This window comes from Bartonella sp. AP88XZML, assembly GCF_042195565.1.
GTDB lineage: Bacteria > Pseudomonadota > Alphaproteobacteria > Rhizobiales > Rhizobiaceae > Bartonella.
The window spans coordinates 197,873-222,151 of record NZ_JBHIOQ010000040.1 but is presented as its reverse complement, the minus strand read 5'-3'; the positions used below and the strand labels follow the sequence as shown (position 1 = coordinate 222,151).

Annotated in this window: 24 protein-coding genes; 11 read left to right on the top strand and 13 right to left on the bottom strand. The window is 34.9% G+C overall.

What is annotated here, in order from left to right; translation table 11 throughout:
• Positions 1-4 precede the first annotated feature (4 nt).
• From ftsY to ACFIK2_RS05040, 5 genes are all read left to right on the top strand, one after another.
• Positions 5-1,249, top strand: coding sequence for a signal recognition particle-docking protein FtsY (gene ftsY, locus ACFIK2_RS05060; protein WP_375636420.1), 1,245 nt, complete (start codon positions 5-7; stop codon positions 1,247-1,249).
• Positions 1,246-1,932 (top strand): septation protein A, encoded by a 687-nt coding sequence (locus tag ACFIK2_RS05055; RefSeq protein WP_375636417.1) that lies wholly within the window; start codon positions 1,246-1,248, stop codon positions 1,930-1,932. The genes ftsY and ACFIK2_RS05055 overlap by 4 nt, the downstream gene beginning before the upstream one ends.
• Before the next feature lie 62 nt (positions 1,933-1,994).
• Complete coding sequence (gene gloB, locus ACFIK2_RS05050; protein WP_375636415.1) at positions 1,995-2,756, top strand: hydroxyacylglutathione hydrolase; 762 nt, start codon at positions 1,995-1,997, stop codon at positions 2,754-2,756.
• 2 nt (positions 2,757-2,758) lie between these two features.
• Positions 2,759-3,256, top strand: coding sequence for a hypothetical protein (locus tag ACFIK2_RS05045; RefSeq protein ID WP_375633637.1), 498 nt, complete (start codon positions 2,759-2,761; stop codon positions 3,254-3,256).
• 154 nt (positions 3,257-3,410) lie between these two features.
• Positions 3,411-3,878 (top strand): hypothetical protein, encoded by a 468-nt coding sequence (locus ACFIK2_RS05040; RefSeq protein WP_375633638.1) that lies wholly within the window; start codon positions 3,411-3,413, stop codon positions 3,876-3,878.
• 21 nt (positions 3,879-3,899) lie between these two features.
• Here the strand turns inward: ACFIK2_RS05040 and ACFIK2_RS05035 are convergent, their stop codons facing one another.
• From ACFIK2_RS05035 to rho, 6 genes are all read right to left on the bottom strand, one after another.
• Positions 3,900-4,796: a ParB/RepB/Spo0J family partition protein gene (locus ACFIK2_RS05035; protein ID WP_375612765.1), complete on the bottom strand. Its 897-nt coding sequence runs from the start codon at positions 4,794-4,796 to the stop codon at positions 3,900-3,902.
• 41 nt (positions 4,797-4,837) lie between these two features.
• Positions 4,838-5,635 (bottom strand): ParA family protein, encoded by a 798-nt coding sequence (locus ACFIK2_RS05030; protein WP_273790170.1) that lies wholly within the window; start codon positions 5,633-5,635, stop codon positions 4,838-4,840.
• Between the two features lie 6 nt (positions 5,636-5,641).
• Entirely contained in the window at positions 5,642-6,289 is a 648-nt protein-coding gene (rsmG, locus tag ACFIK2_RS05025; RefSeq protein ID WP_375676944.1) for a 16S rRNA (guanine(527)-N(7))-methyltransferase RsmG, read from the bottom strand.
• Complete coding sequence (gene mnmG / locus ACFIK2_RS05020; RefSeq protein WP_375676943.1) at positions 6,289-8,157, bottom strand: tRNA uridine-5-carboxymethylaminomethyl(34) synthesis enzyme MnmG; 1,869 nt, start codon at positions 8,155-8,157, stop codon at positions 6,289-6,291. Before mnmG ends, rsmG begins: the two co-directional genes overlap by 1 nt.
• Positions 8,158-8,263: 106 nt before the next feature.
• Entirely contained in the window at positions 8,264-9,571 is a 1,308-nt protein-coding gene (gene mnmE, locus ACFIK2_RS05015; protein ID WP_375633957.1) for a tRNA uridine-5-carboxymethylaminomethyl(34) synthesis GTPase MnmE, read from the bottom strand.
• 31 nt (positions 9,572-9,602) lie between these two features.
• Positions 9,603-10,868 carry a transcription termination factor Rho gene (gene rho / locus ACFIK2_RS05010; RefSeq protein ID WP_015857121.1) on the bottom strand — a complete coding sequence of 422 codons (1,266 nt, stop codon included), beginning with the start codon at positions 10,866-10,868 and terminating at the stop codon, positions 9,603-9,605.
• A gap of 552 nt (positions 10,869-11,420) precedes the next feature.
• Between rho and ACFIK2_RS05005 the strand changes: the two genes are divergently transcribed.
• From ACFIK2_RS05005 to polA, 6 genes are all read left to right on the top strand, one after another.
• The gene (locus ACFIK2_RS05005; protein ID WP_375633959.1) at positions 11,421-12,260 is read left to right on the top strand and encodes a pyruvate, water dikinase regulatory protein; all 840 of its coding nucleotides are present in this window, start codon (positions 11,421-11,423) and stop codon (positions 12,258-12,260) included.
• On the top strand, positions 12,257-12,853 hold the full coding sequence (locus tag ACFIK2_RS05000; protein ID WP_375633961.1) for a Maf family nucleotide pyrophosphatase: 597 nt from the start codon (positions 12,257-12,259) through the stop codon (positions 12,851-12,853). The genes ACFIK2_RS05005 and ACFIK2_RS05000 overlap by 4 nt, the downstream gene beginning before the upstream one ends.
• Positions 12,846-13,718, top strand: coding sequence for a shikimate dehydrogenase (locus tag ACFIK2_RS04995; RefSeq protein ID WP_375629126.1), 873 nt, complete (start codon positions 12,846-12,848; stop codon positions 13,716-13,718). The genes ACFIK2_RS05000 and ACFIK2_RS04995 overlap by 8 nt, the downstream gene beginning before the upstream one ends.
• Positions 13,715-14,302, top strand: a complete 588-nt coding sequence (gene coaE / locus ACFIK2_RS04990; protein WP_375636405.1) for a dephospho-CoA kinase — start codon at positions 13,715-13,717, stop codon at positions 14,300-14,302. The genes ACFIK2_RS04995 and coaE overlap by 4 nt, the downstream gene beginning before the upstream one ends.
• A 4-nt stretch (positions 14,303-14,306) precedes the next feature.
• Positions 14,307-15,014, top strand: a complete 708-nt coding sequence (gene dnaQ, locus ACFIK2_RS04985) for a DNA polymerase III subunit epsilon (RefSeq protein ID WP_375629128.1) — start codon at positions 14,307-14,309, stop codon at positions 15,012-15,014.
• A 299-nt stretch (positions 15,015-15,313) separates the two neighbouring features.
• On the top strand, positions 15,314-18,241 hold the full coding sequence (gene polA / locus ACFIK2_RS04980; RefSeq protein ID WP_375676942.1) for a DNA polymerase I: 2,928 nt from the start codon (positions 15,314-15,316) through the stop codon (positions 18,239-18,241).
• 6 nt (positions 18,242-18,247) lie between these two features.
• Here the strand turns inward: polA and ACFIK2_RS04975 are convergent, their stop codons facing one another.
• The 7 genes from ACFIK2_RS04975 to ihfB all read right to left on the bottom strand — a co-directional run bounded on the left by ACFIK2_RS04975 (position 18,248) and on the right by ihfB (position 24,149).
• Positions 18,248-19,111, bottom strand: coding sequence for an endonuclease/exonuclease/phosphatase family protein (locus ACFIK2_RS04975; protein ID WP_375633969.1), 864 nt, complete (start codon positions 19,109-19,111; stop codon positions 18,248-18,250).
• 112 nt (positions 19,112-19,223) lie between these two features.
• Positions 19,224-19,997 carry a Bax inhibitor-1/YccA family protein gene (locus ACFIK2_RS04970; protein ID WP_375611347.1) on the bottom strand — a complete coding sequence of 258 codons (774 nt, stop codon included), beginning with the start codon at positions 19,995-19,997 and terminating at the stop codon, positions 19,224-19,226.
• 1,123 nt (positions 19,998-21,120) lie between these two features.
• Entirely contained in the window at positions 21,121-21,624 is a 504-nt protein-coding gene (lspA, locus tag ACFIK2_RS04965; RefSeq protein ID WP_375617458.1) for a signal peptidase II, read from the bottom strand.
• Positions 21,614-22,468, bottom strand: coding sequence for a TrmH family RNA methyltransferase (locus tag ACFIK2_RS04960; RefSeq protein WP_375617459.1), 855 nt, complete (start codon positions 22,466-22,468; stop codon positions 21,614-21,616). Before ACFIK2_RS04960 ends, lspA begins: the two co-directional genes overlap by 11 nt.
• 2 nt (positions 22,469-22,470) lie before the next feature.
• Positions 22,471-23,394 (bottom strand): class I SAM-dependent methyltransferase, encoded by a 924-nt coding sequence (locus ACFIK2_RS04955; RefSeq protein ID WP_375639476.1) that lies wholly within the window; start codon positions 23,392-23,394, stop codon positions 22,471-22,473.
• Positions 23,395-23,566: 172 nt separating this feature from the next.
• Positions 23,567-23,863 (bottom strand): lipopolysaccharide assembly protein LapA domain-containing protein, encoded by a 297-nt coding sequence (locus ACFIK2_RS04950; protein ID WP_375617461.1) that lies wholly within the window; start codon positions 23,861-23,863, stop codon positions 23,567-23,569.
• Positions 23,864-23,870: 7 nt separating this feature from the next.
• A complete protein-coding gene (gene ihfB, locus ACFIK2_RS04945) occupies positions 23,871-24,149 on the bottom strand; it encodes an integration host factor subunit beta (protein WP_273790186.1) in 279 nt (92 codons plus the stop codon).
• Between the last annotated feature and the right edge of the window lie 130 nt (positions 24,150-24,279).

Here is a 24,279-nt window from a genome sequence, read left to right as displayed (position 1 = left end):
TATTATGACTAAATCTTTTATAAAAAAAATATTCTCTTTTAACAAATCTCAAGAGCAAGAAATTGAACAACAGATTTCTATTCCTGATAAAAGCGATATAATAGAAGAAAATAATGAAAAGACAAAAAATAATCAAATTTCTATAGACACAGAAAAAAAAGAACAAACAAAAAATCCAGAGTCAATACTTACAAAATATGATGAAAAATCTCCATTTCTAGAATCCCATTCTGATAAAATTCCCTTTTCTGGTAAAATTATTGTCACAGACAACATCCGTGAAAAAAAGAATGAAGAAATTTTATCTGAACCTTCTGTTGAACAAAAAAAGACAGCGTGGTTTGGGCGCCTTAAAAAAGGCCTATCCCTTTCTTCACAACGCCTAAGCGGATCAATTGGCGATCTCTTTGTTAAAAGAAAACTTGATGAAGATACATTGCAAGAGCTCGAAGATATTCTTATCCAAGCTGACATAGGTGTAGAGACGGCAACACGCATCACAAATACTTTAGCTTCCAGTCGTTACGGAAAAAACCTCTCCCCAGATGACATTCATACTATTGTAGCTGATGAAGTCAAAAAAGTTCTGGAACCTGTTGCAATACCATTAGAACTTGATCTCAGCCATAAACCTCATGTTATTTTGCTGGTAGGTGTAAATGGCACTGGAAAAACGACAACTATTGGAAAACTTTCAGCCAAATTAACAGAAGGAGGATTAAAAGTTATGCTGGCAGCTGGTGATACTTTCCGAGCCGCCGCTATTGAGCAACTACAAATTTGGGGTGAACGTACCAATTCTCCTGTTATTTCGACAAAATTGGGTGCAGATGCCGCCAGCTTAGCATTTGATGCTTATGAAAAAGCAAAAAAAACAAACAGTGATGTATTAATTATTGATACAGCAGGGCGTTTACAAAATAAATCTGAATTAATGGATGAGTTGGCAAAAATTATTCGTGTTTTAAAAAAACACACCCCCCAAGCACCCCACACAATCCTTCAAACTCTTGATGCAACAACCGGACAAAATGCACTCAACCAAGTGGACATTTTCCGTGATATTGCTGGTGTTAATGGTTTAGTTATGACAAAGCTAGATGGGACTGCACGAGGAGGAATTCTTGTCGCTATCGCAGCAAAATATAAATTACCCGTTTATTTTATCGGTATAGGAGAAGATATTGAAGATCTTCAACCCTTTTCTGCTTCTGACTTTGCCGAAACTATTGCAGGAAAACACGCATGAAACAGCCTTTATCTAATCTTAATTTACACAATAATTCTAAAAAAAAGATGAATAACAATAAAAAAATTTCTCTCTCACCAACACTTAAGTTTCTTTTGGAAATGGGTCCATTGGTTGCCTTCTTTTTTGCCAATTATAAGGGAGAATGGCTGATAAAAAACATTGGATTTTTTCAAAATTTTAGTAAGCCTATTTTCCCTGCAACAGCTATTTTTATGGTGGCTATTATTATTTCCCTAAGCTTATCATGGATCCTTGCAAGACAAATTCCTATTATGCCTCTTATTTCAGGAATATTTGTTTTAGTTTTTGGCTTTCTAACTCTCTGGCTTCATAATGAAACTTTCATAAAAATGAAACCAACAATCATTAATAGCTTATTTGCTTTTGTACTTTTTGGTGGGATGTTTTTTAAAAAACCACTTTTACGTTATGCTCTTGATTCTACCTTAAAACTTGATGATTTAGGTTGGCAAAAACTTACCTATCGTTGGGCGTTTTTTTTCATTTTTCTTGCCATTTTGAATGAAATAATTTGGCGTAATTTTAGCGATAATTTCTGGACAAGTTTCAAAGTATTTGGCGTCATGCCTATAACAGTCCTTTTCATGCTTACCCAAATGCCTATAATTATAAAACATTCAAAAGGACTTTTTACAGAAGAGGACAAATCTGATTCTTAAAAAAATCATCACTACCGATTATTTTATAGATTCATCGCCAAACACTGTTCACGAGAAAAAATATGTTGATTGAACATTTTATTTGTCGAGAAGACAATTTCGGTGTACTCCTTCATGATGAAAAAAGTGGTATGACAGCTGCAATAGATGCTCCTGAAGGCAAAGCGATTCACAATGCCTTAAAGCGCCGCAATTGGACACTTAACACTATTTTTGTAACTCATCATCATCACGACCATGTAGAAGCCCTATCAGAATTAAAACAAGTTTACAACGCTACGGTTATCGGACCAGAAGCAGAAAAAGAAAAGATCAATCATCTTGATAAAACACTTCAACCTGATGAAAGTTTTTCTTTTGGCTCACATCTTCTTTTAGCTCTTTCAACACCTGGTCATACTCTAGGCGCATTATCTTACTATTTTCCTGAAAAGAATTTACTCTTTGCTGGAGATACACTTTTTTCATTGGGCTGTGGACGTCTTTTCGAAGGAACACCAACACAAATGCTGAATTCTTTAAAAAAACTTCGTAAACTTCCTGATGAAACACTTCTTTATTGTGGACATGAATATACAAAAAATAACGCTCTTTTCGCACTAACAATTGACCCACATAATAAAAAACTCCACCAAAGAATAGAAGAAGTTTTTTTGCTACGTGCAAAAAACGCTATGACTTTACCAGTAACCTTAGGGCAAGAAAAAGCCACCAATCCCTTTCTCCGCTGGGATGATAGTGTGTTGCGAAGAAACCTTGTAATGGAAGAGGAAACAGATGAAGAAGTCTTTGCTGAAATTCGAAGAAGAAAGGATAATTTTTAACTATGCGTAAGTTCGTATTACGTTTGTTCCTGCTTTTTCTTTTCGTGATACATATTCAACAAACAATGGCAGAGGAAAAGGAAACAGATAATTCTTCTCTTATATCATCTCTCATTGCAAATTATCCCTTAACGGAAGATTTTCTTTTAAAGCTGGAAAAAATTGAAAAAGAATGTAAAAACTTACTTCCAGAAACAAAAAATAATCTTATAACTTATGATTCTAGTATCCAATCTAGTATTGAAAATTACACTACCTATATTTCTAGTAAACCAAAACTTGTAAATATTTTAAAAGAAAATAATATAACACCGAAAGATTTTGCTTCAGGAACCTTAGCTCTTAAAGAAATATCAACGCTTCTCATATTTGTACCTGAAAAGGAATATTCTACTGAGAAAAATACTATATTTCTAAACAATCTTGAATTTGTTAAAAAACATTTTTTTAAAGCGACAATTCTTTTAGATAACTGTGAAAAACTCATTTTGAGCAACTAATCAGCTATGACACATTAAAAAATCACCGTGTTTTTATCATTCCTAATAATTGGGTTTATTTCGATTATATTTAACAAATTTTTTTATAAAAATAAAGAATAACAGACGAAAAAATATTTATTGAAATTCAAAAAAGAAAGGATAATTTTTAGTCATGTTTAAACTTCTATTGTGCTTTTTCTTCATTTTTCCTTTTGCATCATACGCTCAAGAAAAAAAACAAGAAATAGATGATCTTTCTTTTATACCGCCTTTCATTGCAAATTATCCCTTAACGGAAGATCTTCTTTTAAAGCTGGAAAAAATAAAAATAGAATGTAAAAATTTATCTTCAGAACCAGAACAAACAAATAAAAAAAGTGATTTCAATAATTATAATGATAATATTGAAAAATACGCTGCCTATATTTCTAATAATCCAAAACTTGTGAATATTTTAAAAGAAAATAATATAACACCGAAAGAGTTTGTTATTGCTCACCTAGCACTTCAAGCGACATTGTATGTACTTACTGATGAAGGAAATTCTACTTATGAAAAAAACTTTTTACCTCCAAGCAATATAGAATTTGCTAAAGAGCATATGTATAGAATAATAAAAATTTTAAAAGATAACTGTTAAAAAACTTTTTAGAACAATTGATTAACTTTGTAAACGCCGACAAATTTCATCTAATTGTTCTAATGAAGAGTAATGTATTTTTAAATCTCCACCTTTTTTACCATGTCGAATAATAACTTTCATTCCTATCACATCTGCAAGTAATTTTTCTAAAGATTTTGTTTCAGCATCTTTCTCCGTATTGGTACGCTTTTTAGTTTTAGGATTAGCTTGCTCATATGCAAGTATTTCTGTTTGACGTACTGAAAGCCCTTCACGAATAATTTTCTCAGCTAAATTTTGTGGATCATCAACGGTTATAAGACAACGTGCATGACCTGCAGAAAGTTGTCCATCAGTTAAGAATTGTTGTACTTTTTCTGGAAGTTTTAACAAACGAAGCGTATTTGCAACATGACTACGACTTTTTCCTATAACTTGCGCTAAATCTACTTGCGTATAATCATGTTCATTTAGAAGCATCTCATATCCCTTTGCTTCTTCGATAGGATTAAGATCTGCACGTTGAACATTTTCAATAATTGCCAATTCCAAAGCCGTTTTATCGTCCACATCACGAATAATAACGGGTAATTGACTTAAATTTGCACGTTGTGCTGCACGCCAGCGCCGTTCACCCGCAATCAATTCAAACCGATGAGGATGATCTCTTAAAGGCCTCACAATAACCGGTTGAACCACACCGTGTTGACGAATTGATTGTGTCAAATTATCAAGCTCTGTTTCAGTAAAATGACGCCGAGGATTGTGAGGATTACATGAAATAGATTCAATAGAAATAAATCGCTCAGAAAGACTACCGGATTCATTTAATTTATCAAAGCTTGATGAACGTGCAATATTGTTGTTTAAATTGATATCTCCAATCAATGCCGCTAATCCACGTCCTAGTCTTTTTTTTGATAGATCATCGTTCATAATTTTGCTCTTTGAGTTTTCTTACAAAAAATTTTACATTTTTAAGCAGCAGCACGTGCTTGTTTTTCACGTTGAATCATTTCTGATGCTAGACGCAAATAAGCTTGGCTCCCAGCACATTTAAGATCATAAAGCAATACAGGTTTGCCAAAAGAAGGCGCTTCTGATACTCTTACATTTCGTGGAATAACAGTACGATAAACTTTATCTCCCATAAAAGAACGTACATCTTCAACAACTTGATTTGAAAGGTTATTACGTCCATCATACATTGTTAGAACAATACCTTGGATCTCTAAAGATGGATTAAGTACGGATCGCACTTGTTTTACTGTTTCAAGTAATTGACTTAAACCTTCAAGTGCTAAAAATTCACACTGCATAGGCACTAAAACAGAATCCGCAGCCCCCATAGCATTAAGTGTTAAAAGATTAAGGGAGGGAGGACAATCAATTAAAATATAATTGAATTTTTTTTCCATTTCCGGATCATCATAGAGAGCTTTACGTAAGCGTTGTATGCGATCTTTTGATGAAGAAATTTCCATTTCCACACCTAAGAGATCAAGTGTAGAGGGAACTATATAAAGATTGGGTACGGCTGTTTTTAAAGCCGCCTGTGTAATTGAAACGCCCGAAACCAAAACATCATAAGAAGATAAAGGACGGCTATTACGATCAATCCCTAAACCTGTACTAGCATTACCTTGTGGATCAACATCCATAATAAGGACATTTTCACCAATAGCCGCTAAAGCTGTAGCAAGATTAATTGCTGTGGTTGTTTTTCCGACTCCACCCTTTTGGTTTGCAATAGCGATAATTCGTGTTTCGCTCATTTTGCTCTACCCTCTATATGATCGAATATGAGAAATTTCCAAAATAACAGAATTTTCATCAACTTTACTTTTATGTTTTAACAGATCAAAGTGCCAATTGGCAGAGGCATTTTTTATTTCTGTAGCGTAATCCCGACCTTTTTGCAAAAGAGCTATTGTTTTTTCTGTTAATAAAGGAAAAATGAGTTGTAAAAGAGTATCAAGCGGCGCTAATCCCCGTGCCGTTATAATATCAGATATGGGAATTTTTTGATATATATCTTCAATTCTAGCGTGATAAACCGTTGCTGGAAGATTAAGTTGAGCAATAACTGTTCGCAAAAAAGCAACTTTTTTCCCATTACTTTCAACAAGATTAATATGTGCTGTTTTTTTTTCTTTCAAAAAGATAGCAATCACAATTGCAGGAAAACCTCCTCCTGATCCTAAATCACACCAATGTAAAGAATGAGCATACAAAGGAAAAATTTGTGCTGAATCTAGAATATGTCGTGTCCATAGATCTGGTATAGTTGTAGCAGATATCAAATTAATATGTGCATTCCACTGAAGTACTAAAGACTCAAACTGAATTAAATTTTCCATCGTTTCACGTGAAACAGAAGGAACAATATTTAATAATTGTTGATATTTTTTTTCTGTAGAAAAATTCATTAAGCTGTTTTAGCCTTTTCACGTCGTTGACGTTGAATATGTGTAATAATAAGTGATAACGCGGCGGGTGTCATGCCATCAATTTTTTGTGCATCAGCAATTGAACGCGGCGACACTTCTTGAATTTTTGATTTAAGTTCATTTGAAAGACCTGAAATTGCCTGAACATCAAGAGAAGAAGGAATTTCTAAACGCTCATCTCTCTGAAGAGAGGCAATATCTTGTGCTTGTTTATCTAAATAAACCGCATATTGTGCTTCAATTTCTAAAGATTCTGCTGTTTTAGAATCAATTGTTTGTAATTGTGGCCAAAAATTTGAAAGACGCTCTAAGGTCATATGAGGATAAGCAAGAAAATCATAAGCCGAACGCCGAATTCCATCATGATTAACATGTAATCCATGAGCAGAAGCTTCATTGGGTGTTAAAAAAAAATTTTGACATATTGATCGTGCTTGATCAAGCCGTTGTTGTTTTTTCTGATAACATTCCCAACGTATTTTACTCACAATACCCCATTTTTGTGCCAAAGGTGTTAAACGCGTATCAGCATTATCAGATCGTAAAGATAAACGAAATTCAGCACGTGATGTAAACATCCTATAAGGTTCACAAACACCACGTGAAACCAAATCATCAATCATAACACCAATATAAGCAGTAGAACGACTTATAAGTATTTCATCTAATTTACCTACTTTACGTGCAGCATTTAATCCAGCTAAAAGTCCTTGTGCTGCTGCTTCCTCATATCCTGTTGTACCATTAATTTGGCCTGCTAAGAACAAACCCGGTAAAGAACGTAATTCTAAGTTTCTCGTTAATTGTTGTGGATTAACAAAATCATATTCAATAGCATAACCAGGTTGCAAAACTATAGAATTTTCCAATCCTTCAATGGTTTTCAATAGAGAAATTTGTACATCTTCAGGAAGAGAAGTAGAAAGACCATTTGGATAAACAGTATCATCATTTAATCCTTCTGGTTCCAGAAAGATCTGATGTCCATCACGTTCTCCAAATTTCACAATTTTATCTTCAACAGAAGGACAATAACGTGGTCCTAACCCTTCAATATTTCCAGAATATAAAGCAGAGCGATAAATATTCTCGCGAATAATTTGATGTGTTTTCTCATTTGTACGTGTTATTGCACATTCAATTTGTGGTTGTTCAATTTTCTCTGTTAAAAGAGAAAAGGGTATGGGATTTTCATCTGCTTGTTGTTTTTGGAGAGCTTCCCAAGCAATTGTTTTTTTACTCAAACGAGCAGGGGTTCCTGTTTTTAATCGTCCAAGTTTTATATGATATTTTTTCAAATGTTCAGCAAGTTTTACACTTGACTGATCTCCCATACGACCAGCAGCCCATGTTTTATTACCAATATGAATAAAGCCATTTAAAAACGTACCTGTTGTTAAAACAACAGCACCAGAAAAAATTGTTCCTTGTTTTTTTAAAATAACACCTGATACACAATTATCTTTAACAACCAGATCAATAACTTCATCCTCAATAAGAGTAAGATTTTCTTGTTCTTTTAATAATTTTTGAATTGCTTTTTTATAAAGTTGTCTATCTGCCTGTGTTCGTGGTCCTCTTACTGCCGGTCCTTTACGTCTATTAAGTAGTCTAAACTGAATTCCAGCAGCATCTGCTGCTCTTCCCATAAGACCATCTAACGCATCTATTTCACGAACTAGATGCCCTTTTCCAAGTCCACCAATAGCAGGATTACACGACATTGTTCCCAGTGCTGATATTTTATGTGTAACAAGCGCTGTTTTGGCTCCTACACGTGCTGAAGCTGAAGCCGCTTCACAGCCAGCATGACCACCACCAACAATAACAACATCATATGATTGCATTTAATTCATTCCGTAGAAAATATTCTAAGGTTTCACGTGAAACAGGATATAAATTACATAATCTTTATAATCTGTCTATGAAATAATCAATGTTTCACGTGAATCATTATTTACCAACACAAAATTCTGAAAAAATAATATCAAGCAAATCTTCAACATCAATATCTCCTGTAATTTTCCCAAGAAAATCACTTGCACAACGGAGATGTTCTGCACGTAAACTGAGATCAAGAGAATGATAATTAAGAGAAAATTCAATCTCTTTAACAGCCTGCTTTAATAATTGAAGTTGCCTTTTACGTGCTGGAACAATATTTCCAATTTCAGAAGCACGATAATGACAAAATGATTCAAGTTCTTTTATAAAATAATCAAAATTTAAACCAGTTAATGCGGAAAATTGTATAGACCAACGCTGATCACTTTTTTCATAAAGATCAAGCTTATTGCCAACACACCATATTTCAGCCGATGTTTCTGGTAAATCAACTTGCGTAGGATTTCCTATATCATAAACCAAAATAACCAAATCAGCTTCCATAACATGCTGTTTAGCAACTTCTATTCCCATCTGTTCTATTTTATTTTCTGTTTTTCTAAAACCAGCAGTATCTGTTAAAAAAATAGGTAAACCACCAAGAATAATTCTCATTTCTAAGGCATCACGGGTTGTTCCTGCTTCTTCCGTTACAATAGCAACAGATCTTCCTGAAAGACGATTCATAATGCTTGATTTTCCAGAATTTGGAGCACCAGCAATAACAATTTTTAATCCATCACGTAAAATACTCGCACGTTCTCCTTCAGTAATATATTCCCGAATAGAAGTACAAAGATCATCAACATCTTTCCAAACTTTATCAGATATTGCGTTGGGAATATCTGCTTCATCAACAAAATCAAGTTCTGCCTCAATAAAAGCACGCGCCTTCATAAGCTTATGACGCCAATCACGATAAAGCGTCGTTAAATGTCCACTTGTACCCATAACAGCTAAACGCCGTTGGCTTTCCGTTTCTGCTTCTATTAAATCAGCAAGACCTTCTGCTTGAACAAGATCTAATTTTCCTTCCATAAAAGCACGACGTGAAAATTCACCTGCCTCTGCAATACGGCATCCAGAAAATGTCGACAATTCATCGAGAAAACGATTAACTACTGCTTTTCCTCCATGTAAATGGAATTCTGCACAATCTTCCCCCGTAAAACTATGAGGAGAAGGAAAAAAAACAGTTAAACCAGAATCTAAAAAACTACCATCACGAGCAGTAAGATTTCCATAATGCATAAAACGTGCTTTAGGTAAACGACCACAAAGCGTTTTAACTATATCCACAACATGAGGACCAGAAAGCCGAATGACTGCAACCCCTGAAGGTAACAATCCACTCGAAACAGCAAAGATTGTATCCACAGGTTTTATCCTAATAAAAACTTTAATAACTCTACGTATTCATTGAATCAAAAAATTCACTATTATTTTTTGTTTGCTTTAATTTATCAATCAAAAATTCAATTGCATCTGTTACATTCATAGATGCTAAAATACGACGAAGAACAAAAATTTTGTGTAAATCTTGTCGTTCTACCAGAAGTTCTTCTTTACGCGTTCCTGACTTTAAAATATCCATAGCAGGGAAAATACGTTTATCAGCAACTTTTCGATCAAGAACAATTTCCGAATTACCTGTTCCTTTAAATTCTTCAAAAATAACCTCATCCATACGACTTCCTGTATCAATCAAAGCCGTTGCAATAATAGTTAAAGATCCGCCTTCTTCAATATTACGTGCTGCACCAAAAAAACGTTTTGGACGCTGGAGGGCATTTGCATCCACACCACCTGTTAAAACTTTACCCGAAGAAGGAACAACTGTATTATATGCACGTCCAAGACGTGTAATAGAATCGAGAAGAATAACAACATCACGCCCATATTCAACGAGACGTTTGGCTTTTTCAATGACCATTTCTGCCACTTGTACGTGACGTATTGCTGGTTCATCAAAAGTAGAAGAAACCACTTCTCCTTTTACTGAACGCTGCATATCAGTAACTTCTTCTGGTCGTTCATCTATTAAAAGAACAATGAGATAGCATTCAGGATGATTAGTGGTAATAGAATGAGCAATATTTTGAAGTAAAACTGTTTTTCCCGTTCGAGGAGGAGCTACAATTAACCCTCTTTGTCCTTTTCCCAATGGAGATATCAAATCAATCACGCGTGATGACATATCTTTCTCTGTAGGATCTTGTATTTCCATTTGGAAACGTTCATTTGAATAAAGAGGAGTAAGATTATCAAAGTGGATTTTATAACGAATCTTTTCAGGTTTTTCGAAATTAATTGTATTAATTTTAAGGAGAGCAAAATAACGTTCTCCCTCTTTTGGACTGCGTATGGGTCCTTCAATTGTATCGCCTGTTTTTAAAGAAAACGACTGTATTTGTGCAGGTGAAAGATAAATATCATCAGGACCAGGAAGATAATTAGCATCAGCAGATCTCAAAAATCCAAATCCGTCTTGTAAAACTTCAACAACACCTTCTCCTATAATTTCAACGTCTTGTAGAGCAAGTTTTTTCAAGATAGCAAACATTAATTCTTGTTTGCGCATAAGGGAGGCATTTTCAACTTCTAATGTTTCAGCAAAAGAAACAAGCTCAACGGGATTTTTGCTTTTAAGTTCTTGTAGTTTCATTTTTTGCATGAAATATGCTCTTTGTAATTAAGGAGAAGATTGTTCTAAATAATTTATGGAAATTTATGAGTGAAATATTATTAAGAAAAAATATCCTACACTCAATTTTTTTAATCTGCAAGTACCATTTATATGAAATTTGTTCCTGTAATATTAAGTAATTATATGAAAAACTTGAAAAAATATAAAATCCAAATAGTATTTAATTATTTTAATAACAAAAATGTGAGTTAGAATTATAGCATTAATGAAATGCTATTCAAAAGTATTTTTTACAGAAATTTATATTAATAAATTTATATTAAAGAAAGGATTATTCTTATTTATAACTGTGTTTAGTGTGGATTATTATTTATCCTCAATTTTATCCACAAAAGGAACTGAAAAAAGAATAAAAATATCACTATCTTAAAGATATTATCCCCTCTTTTTTTATAAGAGGGATTAAATTATCACAAGCATTTAATTTGTGCATAAAAAAGGAGAATTTTTCATAAATTTTAGTTTTATAAAAAACGGTGAGGATATATACACATGTCTTAACAAGGAGTTAAAATTTTTGTGACAAAAGAAAAAAAATTCTTTCATTTACACATGCTTTCTGATGCAACAGGAGAAACATTAATTTCTGTTGGAAGAGCTGTAGCATCGCAATATGCAATGATTCAGGCAACAGAGCATATCTATCCTATGATTCGTAATAGAATACAGTTACAGAAAGCTCTTAATGAAATACAACAAGAGCCAGGTATTGTTCTTTACACAATGATTGATGAAGAATTTAAACTTCTCCTTCAAAAAAGGTGTAAAGAAATGAAAGTTCCCTGTATTGATATATTGCATCCTGTTTTAAATGCTTTTCAGTCTTACCTTGGAATGCCAACACATTTACGTGCGAGCGCACAACATGATCTTAATGCAGATTATTTTCGCCGTATTGAGGCACTGGATTTTACAATAGAGCATGACGATGGACAGTCTTCCAGTAGCTTATCCGAAGCAGATGTGATCCTTGTGGGAATTTCAAGAACCTCTAAAACGCCAACAAGTATCTATTTAGCAAATCGCGGAATAAAAACGGCTAATATTCCTCTTATTCCTAATATTGATTTGCCAGAATCCCTTTTAGAGGCAAAAAATTCTTTAATTATTGGTTTAATTGCTTCAGCTGAAAGAATCTCACATATCCGCCAAAATCGAGATTTGGGAGAAAGTTTTGCTCTTGATAATTATACAAATCGTATCAACATAGCTGAAGAATTAATCTATGCAAAACGCATTTGCGAACGTTTTGGTTGGCCTATTATTGATGTCACAAGACGTTCTATTGAAGAAACTGCTGCTGCAATATTTGAACTGTTATCACGATTTCGTGAAGGAAATGAGAGAAAATTCTCATGAACGCAGATACTTTAATATTAGCATCTCTTAGTTTTTATCGTGCAAAATTATTAAAAAAAGCAGGCTTAAATTTTTCCATTGAAGGAGCTTCTTTTGATGAAAGAGAAGTAGAAAAAAAAGCAAAAGAAAAAAAACCTAAAGAACTCAGCTGTTTTCTTGCGAGTGCAAAAGCAAAAAATGTTTCAGATCGTTTTCCTGATGCTTTCGTTATTGGTTGTGATCAAGTTCTTGATTTGGAAGGTCAAGTTTTTCACAAAGCAACAAATATTAAAGAAGCACATCAACGTTTATGTGAGTTATCAGGAAAAGCCCATTCTCTTCATAGTGCGGTAGCTTTATTTAAAAATGGTCAAAAAATTTGGGTTGAAGCTTTTAGTGCACATATGTCCGTCCGTTTACTCTCATCAGAATTTATTGAACGTTATTTAGCACGCGTAGGAAAAGATGTTTTAAACAGCGTGGGAGTATATCAAATTGAAGGAGAAGGAATTCATCTCTTTGAAAAAATTGAAGGAGATTTTTTTACCATTGTTGGTTTACCTTTGCTGCCTCTACTCATAAAACTGCGCCACTTAGGAATTATTGATGGTTGACTTAACAATAAAAAAAACAAATTATCCGCGTGCTTTTGTTGTTGGTTCTCCAATTCATCATTCAAAATCGCCAAGAATTCACAATTTTTGGCTTAAACAATATGGTTTACAAGGAGAATATCTTGCACAAGAAGTAACATCTGAAGAGTTCAGTCATTTTATTGCGTCTTTACAAAAAATAGGCTTTTGTGGAGGAAATGTTACTTTGCCTTATAAACAGGAAGCTTTTCGTTTAGCAGATTATAAAGATGAGAGAGCAACAATGATTGGTGCTGTTAATACACTTTGGTATGAAGGAGATAAGCTTTGTGCCACGAATAGTGATGCCTATGGTTTTAGCGCTAATCTTGATGATTTTGTATCTGATTGGGGAGGGGAAACAGCTCTTGTTTTTGGAGCAGGTGGTGCCGCACGCGCTATCATATATGCCTTAAAAAGACGCGGATTTGAACAGATTTATTTAATTAACCGTACAAAACAACGTGCTGATAATTTAGCTCAGCATTTTGGAAAAATCATTAAAGTTTACGATTGGCATAAAATCCATGAAATACTTCATCAAGCTGATTTGATTGTTAATACAACCTCTATTGGCATAAAAAGTCCAGAAGAAAAAAGTGATTCTTTTTTTTGCGATTTTCATAAAGCAAAAAAAACGGCATTAGTAACAGATATTATTTATACACCATTGATAACTCCTTTTTTACAACAGGCAAAGGCTTGTGATCTCAAGACGGTTGATGGACTTGGGATGCTTCTACATCAGGCTGTTATAGGGTTTGAACAGTGGTTCGGAATAAGACCACAGGTAACAAAAGCGTTACGGACAGCTATTTTAGAGGATATGAGTGAAAAAAGAGAATGAAGATCATAGGATTAACGGGATCAATTGCTATGGGAAAATCAACAGTTGCTGATTTTTTCAAGCAAGCGGGTATTTCTGTTTTTAGTGCTGATGAAGCAGTACAACAGCTTTATAAAAGTGAGCCAGCTTTGTCATTCATAGAGCGTATTTTTCCAGGTGTTGTTGAAAACGGTGAAGTTAATCGTTTGAAACTTTCTGAAATTTTGATTGATGATAAAGAAAAATTACAAACATTAGAAAAAATAATTCATCCTTTGGTGCAAGAAAAAGAAAGGGAATTTATTGATATAGCGCGTGAACAAGGGAAAAAATTAGTTATTCTTGATATTCCACTTCTGTTTGAAAAAAATGGTGATAGTCGTGTGGATAGCGTTATTGTTGTTTCTGCTCCACCAGAAATACAAAAAGAACGTGTAATGATTCGCCAAGGTATGAATGAGAAAAAATTTGCCTTTATCAACGCTCAACAAATGCCAGATGAAAAAAAACGAGAACGCGCTGATTTTATTATTGATACAGGGAAAGATTTAGAGAATACACGTCAACAGGTTTTTGATGTGATAAAAAAATTGCTAAAGAATTAAAATTATGCGTGAAATTATTTTTGATACAGAAACAACAGGTTTAGATAAAGAGAAAGATCGCATAATCGAAATTGGTTGTGTAGAAATGGTTGATCGTTATCTCACAGGACGCCAATTTCATGTTTATTTAAACCCTGAAGGCGTTATTATTCCTGATGAAGTTGTAGCAATTCACGGATTAACCAATGAACGCTTGAAAAACGAGAAAAGTTTTAGTGATATTGTTGATGAATTTTTGGAATTTATCAAAGACGCGACAATGATTGCGCATAATGCGAGTTTTGATATTGGTTTTATTAATGCAGAATTAAAACGCGTCAACAAACCGCTTATCAGTGTTGATAATATTCTTGATACATTGGCTATGGCGCGGCGTAAATTTCCTATGGGTCCTAATTCTCTTGATATTTTATGCAAACGTTTTGGAATTGATAACAGCCATCGTGTTCTTCATGGTGCTTTGCTTGATGCAGAGATTCTAGCCGATGTTTATATTGAGCTCATCGGTGGAAAGCAAGGTGTATTGGGTTTTGATAACAGAAGGGGTATTGATGAACATATCCAGAACGATAAAGATACATCTTATGCCGTTAAAATTCGCCCGCAGGCTTTACCTTCAAGATTGAGTATGCAAGAAAAAAAGTTACACGCTGATTTTATCTACAAAATGGGTGAAAAAGCTCTGTGGAATAACTTCAAAATTCATGAATAACATCATCTTTTATCTAAAAGAGTCACGATTGAAATTAAAGAATATCGATGTCAAAAAAAACGGTCGTTGTGGGGAGGGGAACACCACAACGACCCTGTCGCTACATCGTACCTCAGCTATCATAGGAGGAGCAAAATGAAAGCTATTAATCCTGTAACAGCAAAGAAAAGCTCTAGGTACTTAATATAAAGTGCAACGACTTCACGTCTTATGAAGAGAAAAAATGGCTTTTTAGAGGCAAAGTGAAAAAATATATAAGGGTAATTTGTTTTTTTAGCTGAAATGGAGAAAAAATTGTCATGAAAGCAACAGATCATCTTTTTTTGGTTGACGGATCAGGCTATATTTTTCGTGCTTATTATGCTTTGCCGCCTTTAAAACGTAAAAAGGATGGACTTCCTGTAGGAGCAGTAGCTGGTTTTTGCAATATGTTATGGAAATTACTTTGTGATGCTCGTAATACAGCTACGGGTGTTGTTCCAACACATTTTGCTGTTATTTTTGATTATTCATCTGATACTTTTCGGAAACAAATTTATCCTGAATATAAAGCGAATCGCGTTGAACCTCCTGAAGATCTAATTCCTCAATTCGCGCTAATACGCCAAGCAACGAAGGCTTTTAATTTGCCTTGTATTGAAAAGGAAGGCTTTGAAGCGGATGATTTAATTGCTACCTATGCAAAGTTGGCAACAAAGGTTGGGGCAAAAACAACCATTATTTCTTCCGATAAGGATCTTATGCAACTCGTAAATACGCATGTATCTTTGTATGATGGAATGAAAGATAAGCATATAGGTATCTCAGAAGTTATAGAAAAATGGGGTGTTGCGCCTGAAAAAATGATTGATTTACAAGCATTAATTGGAGATTCAACGGATAATGTACCGGGTATTCCAGGCATTGGTCCAAAAACTGCAGCTCAGTTGTTAAATGAATTTGGTTCTCTTGATCTTCTATTGCAAAACGTAACAGAAATTAAACAAACAAAACGACGTGAAAACATTCAAGCTTATAGAGAACAAGTTAAAATATCTCGTGAACTTGTCAGGCTTAAAACAGATGTTCCTATAGATAATGATTTAGATGATTTTATTTTGGAGCCACAAGATGGTCCACGTTTAATTGCTTTTTTGAAAGCGATGGAGTTTTCAACATTAACGCGTCGCGTGGCAGAGGCAACAACATGCGATGCAGCTGTTATTGACGCACTTGATATAAATGTTGAATGGGAAAAACTAAGCCCCAGGAATGATTCTGATATCAGGCATGATTCTTATATCAAGAATACTGAGCGCGCATCCCTTCATAATTTTTCTGAAAATTCTCCACAAGTTTTTGCACAAGAACGTAAAGATCAAGCGCTGACTCAAAAAATTACAAGAGATGCTTATACAACAATTCTTGATGAGGAAATTTTAAAAGACTGGTTATCACAAGCACAAGAGCAGGGTTTTTTCGCTTTTGATACTAAAACAACATCTCTTGATCCGATGCAAGCAAAGCTTGTTGGTTTTTCACTCGCATTACAGCCGGAAAAAGCAGCTTATATACCTCTTGAACATTTTGATGAAGGAGAAGAGGACCTTTTGAGGGGCGGGCGCATTGCTTCACAGATTGGGGCTCGAAAAGCTTTAGCACTTTTAAAACCGATATTAGAAGATTCAGCGGTGTTAAAAATTGGTCATAATATAAAATATGATTGGTTGGTGATGAAGCAATACGACATTATGATAAGCTCTTTTGACGACACCATGCTTTTATCATATGCTTTTGATGCTGGAATGTTAACCCATAATATGGATGATTTGTCTGAACGTTGGCTTGAGCATAAACCAATTGCCTATAAAGATTTAACGCATAACGGGAAAAAAATTACTTCTTTTGCACAAGTAGATTTAAAACAAGCAACCCTTTATGCGGCGGAAGATGCTGATATAAAGCTACGTCTTTGGCAAGTATTGAAACCGCAACTTGTTGCTCGTGGAATGACAAAAATTTATGAGCGTCTTGATAGACCTCTTGTAGAAGTTCTTGCAAGAATGGAAGAACGGGGGATTCTTATTGATCGGCAGATTTTATTGCGTCTTTCAGGAGAGTTGGCACAAGCTGCTTTGATTCTAGAAGAGGAAATTTACAAACAAGCTGATGAAAAGTTTAATCTTGCTTCGCCAAAGCAATTAGGGGATATCCTTTTTGGCAAAATGGGATTGCCTGGAGGCGCTAAAACAAAGGGTGGACAATGGTCAACTTCTGCACAGACCTTAGAAGAGTTGGCTGCTGAAGGTCATATTTTACCGCGTAAAATTATTGAGTGGCGTCAACTTTCAAAGCTAAAATCTACCTATACAGATGCCTTGCCTTCTTATATTTTTTCAAAAACAGGGCGAGTTCACACGAATTATTCTTTGGCAATAACATCAACAGGTCGGTTATCATCATCAGAGCCAAATTTGCAAAATATTCCAGTGCGAACTGCTGAAGGACGTAAAATTCGAACAGCTTTTATTGCTCCCAAAGGACATGTGTTACTTTCTGCTGATTATAGTCAGATTGAGTTGCGCATTCTTGCACATATTGCGGATATAAAAGCATTAAAAGAAGCTTTTGCTAAAGGGCATGATATTCACGCTATAACGGCATCACAAATGTTTGGTGTTGCGATAGAAGGAATGCATTCAGATATACGACGGCGTGCAAAAGCGATTAATTTTGGTATTATTTATGGTATTTCAGCTTTTGGATTAGCCAATCAATTGGGAATTTCACGCCAAGAAGCGGGTCGTTATATTCAACTGTATTTTGAAAGATTTCCAGGAATTAAAGATTATATGGAGAAGACCAAAATCTTTGCACGTGAAAATGGTTATGTAGAAACAATTTTTGGACGTCGTATCCATTATCCAGAAATAAAAGCAAAGAATGTAAAAATTCGTTCTCTTAATGAGCGGGCAGCTATCAATGCTCCAATTCAAGGTTCTGCGGCCGATATTATTCGCCGCGCTATGATACATATGGAAGATGCTTTAAAAGCAGAAAAACTATCAGCAAAAATGTTGCTGCAAGTTCATGATGAACTGATTTTTGAAGTACCAGAAGAAGAAAGTAAAAAAACCATGACTGTTGTTAAAAATGTTATGGAAAATGCTACAATACCGGTTCTATCTTTATCTGTACCGCTTGAAGTAAAAGTTATGACGGCTCAAAATTGGGATGAGGCACATTAATTTTTTTTATTTATTTTTAAGAATATTGATTGCGTTGGAAAGATTAAGATAGGCTTTGATAGGCAAATGATCTGAAGCAATGCGTGCAAGTGGTGAATAATGATTTTCAATACTTGTTACCAATTGGTGGGGAAAAGAAAAAACTCTATCAAGGGCTAACAAAGGAAAACGAGAGGGAAAGCTTGGTACAACTTCAAAAGTGCTATCAAAATAGGGAGAAAAATGATTTAAAGATGAGCCTTTTCCCATTCGCCATTCATTAAAATCTCCTATGAGGAGTGTAGGCATAAGGGGGCGTTTTTGGAAAATTTCAAGGAGCATTTTTGTTTGTTGTTTACGAGAGTAACGTAATAAGCCAAAATGAGCCGCAATAATACGAATAGGGCCTGCTGCCATTTCCAACTCTACAATTACAGCCCCACGTGGTTCAATACTAGGAAGAGTGACTTGTAAAGTATCATGTACATATCCCTTTCGCAAAAAAAGAGCATTCCCATGCCAACCATGGCCATGAGGTGACATAGTATTAAGAGGTACAGGAATCAAACCGGTTTCAGCTTTTAATAGCTGAAGATTAATCAAACCGATGCGTTCCCCAAAACGTTTATCTGCTTCTTGAAGAGCAAGGATATCAACTTGTAATTCAGTAATAACACGGACAATTCTTGTAGGATTAAAAACTTTATCAACACCTACACATTTATGCACATTATAGGAAGCAACGGTCAGATCATAATTACTATTTTGATTGACGATGTTTGATTGATGATGAGAGCGGCTGTGAGTTGTATTTAAAAGGGAGCTATGGAGTTTTTGTTGGATAAAACCGGTAAACCAAGGGAATTTTTGCTTATAAGGGATTTTTGTCATTTTGCGAAAAGAATAGTTTCTAAGAAGCAGAGGGTAAAGATTTACACTAAAAACAAAAGAACCTTGTCTCTTTTAGAAACAAGGTTCTTTAATTAAGTAATGATTTTTGCAATCAATCACGGTTTGAGCCAAGAAACTGTAGCAAGAAGACAAACATATTGATGAAATCAAGATAAAGATTCAGCGCGCCCATAATAACTTTACGTCCTCTGGTATCGCTTTCATCTCCTTCATAATACATCAACTTAATGCTCTGGGTATCGTAGGCTGTTAAACCAGCAAAGATAAAAACACCAATCACAGAGATAGCAAACTGCAAAGCGCTTGATCCAAGAAAAATGTTCACAATCATGGAAAGCAACAAGCCGATCAATCCAATGAATAAGAATGAACCGATTGCTGTGAGATCACGCTTTGTTGTGTATCCATAAAGTGAAAGAGCTCCAAAAGTTGCGGCGGAAATGACAAAGGTTTGCACAACACTTTCTGTCGTATAGCGCAAAACGATTGAAGACAGTGAAAGACCAACCAGAGCAGCATAACCAAAAAAGAGACTACGAGCAGCATTTGTGCTCAATGTATTAATTTTAAAACTGAGAAATAAGACTGCTATGAGTGGTGCAAACATAACAATATAAGAGAATGGCGATGTATAAAATGTTACTCCAAATGGTGTTAGATAAACACTGCTATTGATTTGAGCTGCTGCTTGGCTCATATCTGTTGTCGTTGCTAATGATACAATTGCATAAGCGGCAGCAGCTGTAATAAGCAAACCAATGGCCATTGCATTGTAGACACCCAACATATAGTCGCGTAATCCCTGATCAATTGATGCATCGGCATGAGAAGCAGGTGCCGAACGTAAATCTTTAAAATTAGCCATAATATAAAATCCTTTAGCATATGTTCTGCCAGGTATAGGGCTTTAAAGGTGTCTCTGTCATTACACAGATAAGCTTGGTATAAGCCTTAATTAGGCAAATACAAAAACCCTTAAGAATCACTGACAGAATTCCAGCATATATGCTCTTATTATGGAGATTTATTTAAAAATTACAAGAGATTTATATGAAGAAGGAACCTTACAAATTGGTAAGGAAATAGTTCATTTTAATAAAAAATATTTCCATTTTTTGCCATATTTTTGCAAGATAAAAAGACTACACTTAAAAACTTTTCTATTGTTCACAGAAACTATGTAATACAATCCCTTATAAAATATTCACTATTTTTGCGTTTATGAGAAGAGCGGCAAGTATCATCACACTATTTTCAACCTCCAATATTGCATCTGTTTTGCACGGTTATAAGAGCTATTGAATTGGATTTTTATATAAATATTGATGTATAATGATAAATTGTCTTTTTGAATGCTAAATGATACTCCGAATATCGCAAGATTCTCTGGTTGAAAATCTGTTCATATTAAATAAATCAAGATTATTGATTTGCTTGTGTCTTACAAGAGACATGGTTTTAATGGATTCAACATGAACAGATTCCAAATAAAAGAGATTTAGGATAGTAAGGGCTTTTATTCAATATGAAAAACGGTAATTTATATTTATAATCAATATGTTGTTTTAACAAGACACCATTGAAAATAGTTGAAAAAATGTTTTTTATTAAACAATATATAAAATAAAAAAGGAGAGTTTTTAAACGAAGCACTTAAGAAAGGCTCTGTAAAAGCGATATCTGTAAAAACTAAAAAACATACGAAAAGCAATTGTTCTAATCAAATAAACAGAACTTCAAATGCTGTGAAATGTCTCCTCAAAAATTGTGATGTAGGACACATGGATAAAAAATATTGATTCTATTTGGGTTCATTTCTTTTGCACTAACTAAGTGTAGAAATGTAAAGTTGGAAAGAAAGTAAGATCTTATAGTCCCATGAAGAGAAACACGTGAAATGACGAGCAACAAGAATTGATTAAGAGAAATCAATGTGTAATCAGACTTGTGATGGTCAATAATCTCTGTTTTCTAAGGCACTGAACATATCAATGAGAAGATGCACTATTGGAATGACGCCTTGCTTTCATCCAAGTACGCAATTCTTCAATAAGGATGGCAATAACACCGAGAGTGATAAAACTATCTGCAAGGTTGAAAATAGCAAAATAAAAAATATCATCAATATGAAAAAGTATATAATCAGTGACATGATGAAAGCGAATACGATCAATGAGATTGCCGATGGCTCCCCCAATAATAAGAATAAGACCAAAGCGCATTAAAGACTTATTATATTCAGTATTTTTCCATAACCATAGAAGAAAGATAATCACAATGATCGTGATGGCGATGATTCCCCACTGAGAAAAGGAAGAAAAAAACGAAAATGCAATGCCAGAATTGCGCACATGATAAAGGGAAAGAAAAGGAATAAGCGAAATTTCTGTTCCTAAAGGCATATTGTGCATAACCCAGTATTTGACAGCTTGATCAAGTACTACTGTAAAAGCCAAGCCCAAGAGAAGAAAAGGGAGTGATTTACGAATCATGTTTTTCCTCACATGGTTCCAGTATTAAATAGGGGCGACGGATTTCATAAAGCATAACAGCTGTTGCTACAGCTAGATTAAGCGAGTCTGCTCGTCCGCTTTGTGGAATACGCGTAAGTTTATCACACCGATTCGTAAGAAGATCTGATAATCCCTGTTTTTCATTTCCCATTAAAAGGATAATAGGGCCATTTTTGAAGTCAAGTGTGCGATAATCCAGAGAACCTTTGAGGTGTGTTCCAACAATCATACCTTTAAAGTGAGAAGACCAGTTTAAAAAGCCGTTTTCATCAAAACGATAAAGTGGTACAGAGAAAATAGATCCCATGGTTGCACGGACTGTTTCAGGCGAGAAAGGGTCTGTTGTCTCGCCAATTAAAATAACACCTTTAGCACCTACAGCATCAGCTGTTCGAATAATGGTACCAAGGTTTCCAGGATCACGTACACGATCAAGCGCGATGTAAACATCTTTAATCTGCCCTTTTATCATTTCAAAAGAGTGCCATTTTTGCTTGAAAATACCAATAACTGTTTGTGGATTATCGCGTCGGGTAAGTGATTCCATAACCTTTTGTGAGGCTTTAATAACAAAACCACCGTTGGCTACAGCACGTGCAGCAGTATTTTCGATAGTAGCATTACCGATTTCACTTTTAGAAAAAATAAGCGTCTGTATTGTCCAGCCAAGATTGAGAGCATCAATGACCAATTTCAATCCTTCTGCCATGAAAAGACCTTCTCTATTACGGTTTTTCTTTTGGCTAAGTGCTTTAAGATTTTTTATGATGGGGTTGCTAAGAGAGGTAACTTCTTTCACTCTACCAGTTTTGGGTCTACACATATTCAAGCAATCCAACGGCTAAAAAGAGAAGTAGAAAGAGCACGTCCTGCAACTTCTTCACGCAAAATGAGTTCTCCTGATTCGACCGTACCACCAAGATTTACAAATGCATCACGCATTAAAGCATGAAGTGCAAAGAAGGAAGCACGAATAGAATAAGCTGTAAGGACAACAGAGAGCGGTTTATCAGAGAGAAGTTTACGACAATTTGTGATCATAGTGGGTAAATGATCAAACAGTTGCCAAATTTCACCATGGGGTCCACGCCCATAAGCAGGGGGATCAAGAAGAATCATATCATAGCTTTTCTTACGACGCAGTTCACGCTCGACAAATTTCATAGCATCATCGCAAATCCAGCGAATAGAATGATCTGGTAATCCTGCTCTTTCTTGATTAGCTTTTGCCCACGCAATGGCTTTTTTAGAAGCATCAACATGGGTAACATTCGCACCCGCTCGTGCTCCAATCAAAGAGGCAATACCTGTATAGCCAAAAAGATTCAACAATTTTATAGGGCGTTCGGCTTTAACAATTTGTTCTTCCATAGAGCGCCAATGGGCATCTTGTTCAGGAAAAACCCCCACATGACGAAAGGAAGTAAAACGGCCTAGAAAAGACAATCCATTCCAAGCAAGAGCCCATGTTTCATCAAGTGGCTTTTTAGGAAAATGCCAACGCCCAACCCCTTCTTCATCAAGGTTTCCTGTGAAAATAGCATCAACATCAGCCCATTGTTTTTGTGGTAAAGCGGGTTTCCATAGTGCTTGACCTTCTGGTCGAATAATGCGGTAAGCTCCATAACGTTCTAATTTTTGTCCATGACCAGAATCAATGAGAGCATAGTTTTCGCTTATACCCGTTTCTAAAATAAGGGGCAGCTTTTCCTGCGGATATCTATTGAATTGAAAGCATTGTGCGGGCATGTTTTGTATCACGGTATATGAGGTATAAAAATATATTATAAAGCTCTTAAATGTTTCGTAAAAGTGCAAAAAAGCTAAAGTCAATTAAAACATGTATAAAAAAAGAAAAAGAGCACTTTTAACTCTGTACTGAATATAAAATACAGAGAGAAAAGATTTCATTTAAATACCATTACACCAGATTTGTGATAGATGTTTTCAATTTTTCAATCTCGGCTTTACTTTTTTTGAGAGCTTTTTTGTATTTGTGATAGGAAAACCAACTGATCAGATTTCCTAATAAAATACCAAAAACAAAGAAAATAAAGAGCCATATAAAGAGGGGAGCATGATAAGTAAAACTTTCAGGATTTGCTCGAAAAGGATCAAGGGTTAACGGAACCATTTGACGATTAGCCACGATAAAAACAATCAAAACCGCTGCGAGAATCACACCGATACTTGTTAGAAGAATACGTTTAATTATCATAAGTTTCTCACTGATTAAGACGGTCGCGTAAATCCTTGCCAGTTTTAAAAAAAGGAATCCACTTTTCTTCAACAGAAACGGCTTCACCTGTTCGTGGATTACGTCCATTACGGGCTGAACGGCTTTTTACAGAAAAAGCTCCAAATCCACGAAGTTCAACGCGATTGCCATTTGCAAGTGCTGTTGCAATTTCCTCAAAAATAGCGTTTACAATATTCTCCACATCCCGTTGAAAAAGATGCGGGTTATGACGAGCGATAATTTGCACAAGCTCTGATTTTACCACAATAGCCTCACTTTCACACAAAAAAATTTTGTAATTGTGCACTCCATGCATATTACAATATATAAACGGATAAAAGCAAAATAAAATCAAGAAAAAACAAATTGCAAGAAACAAAATTTGAAAATACCTT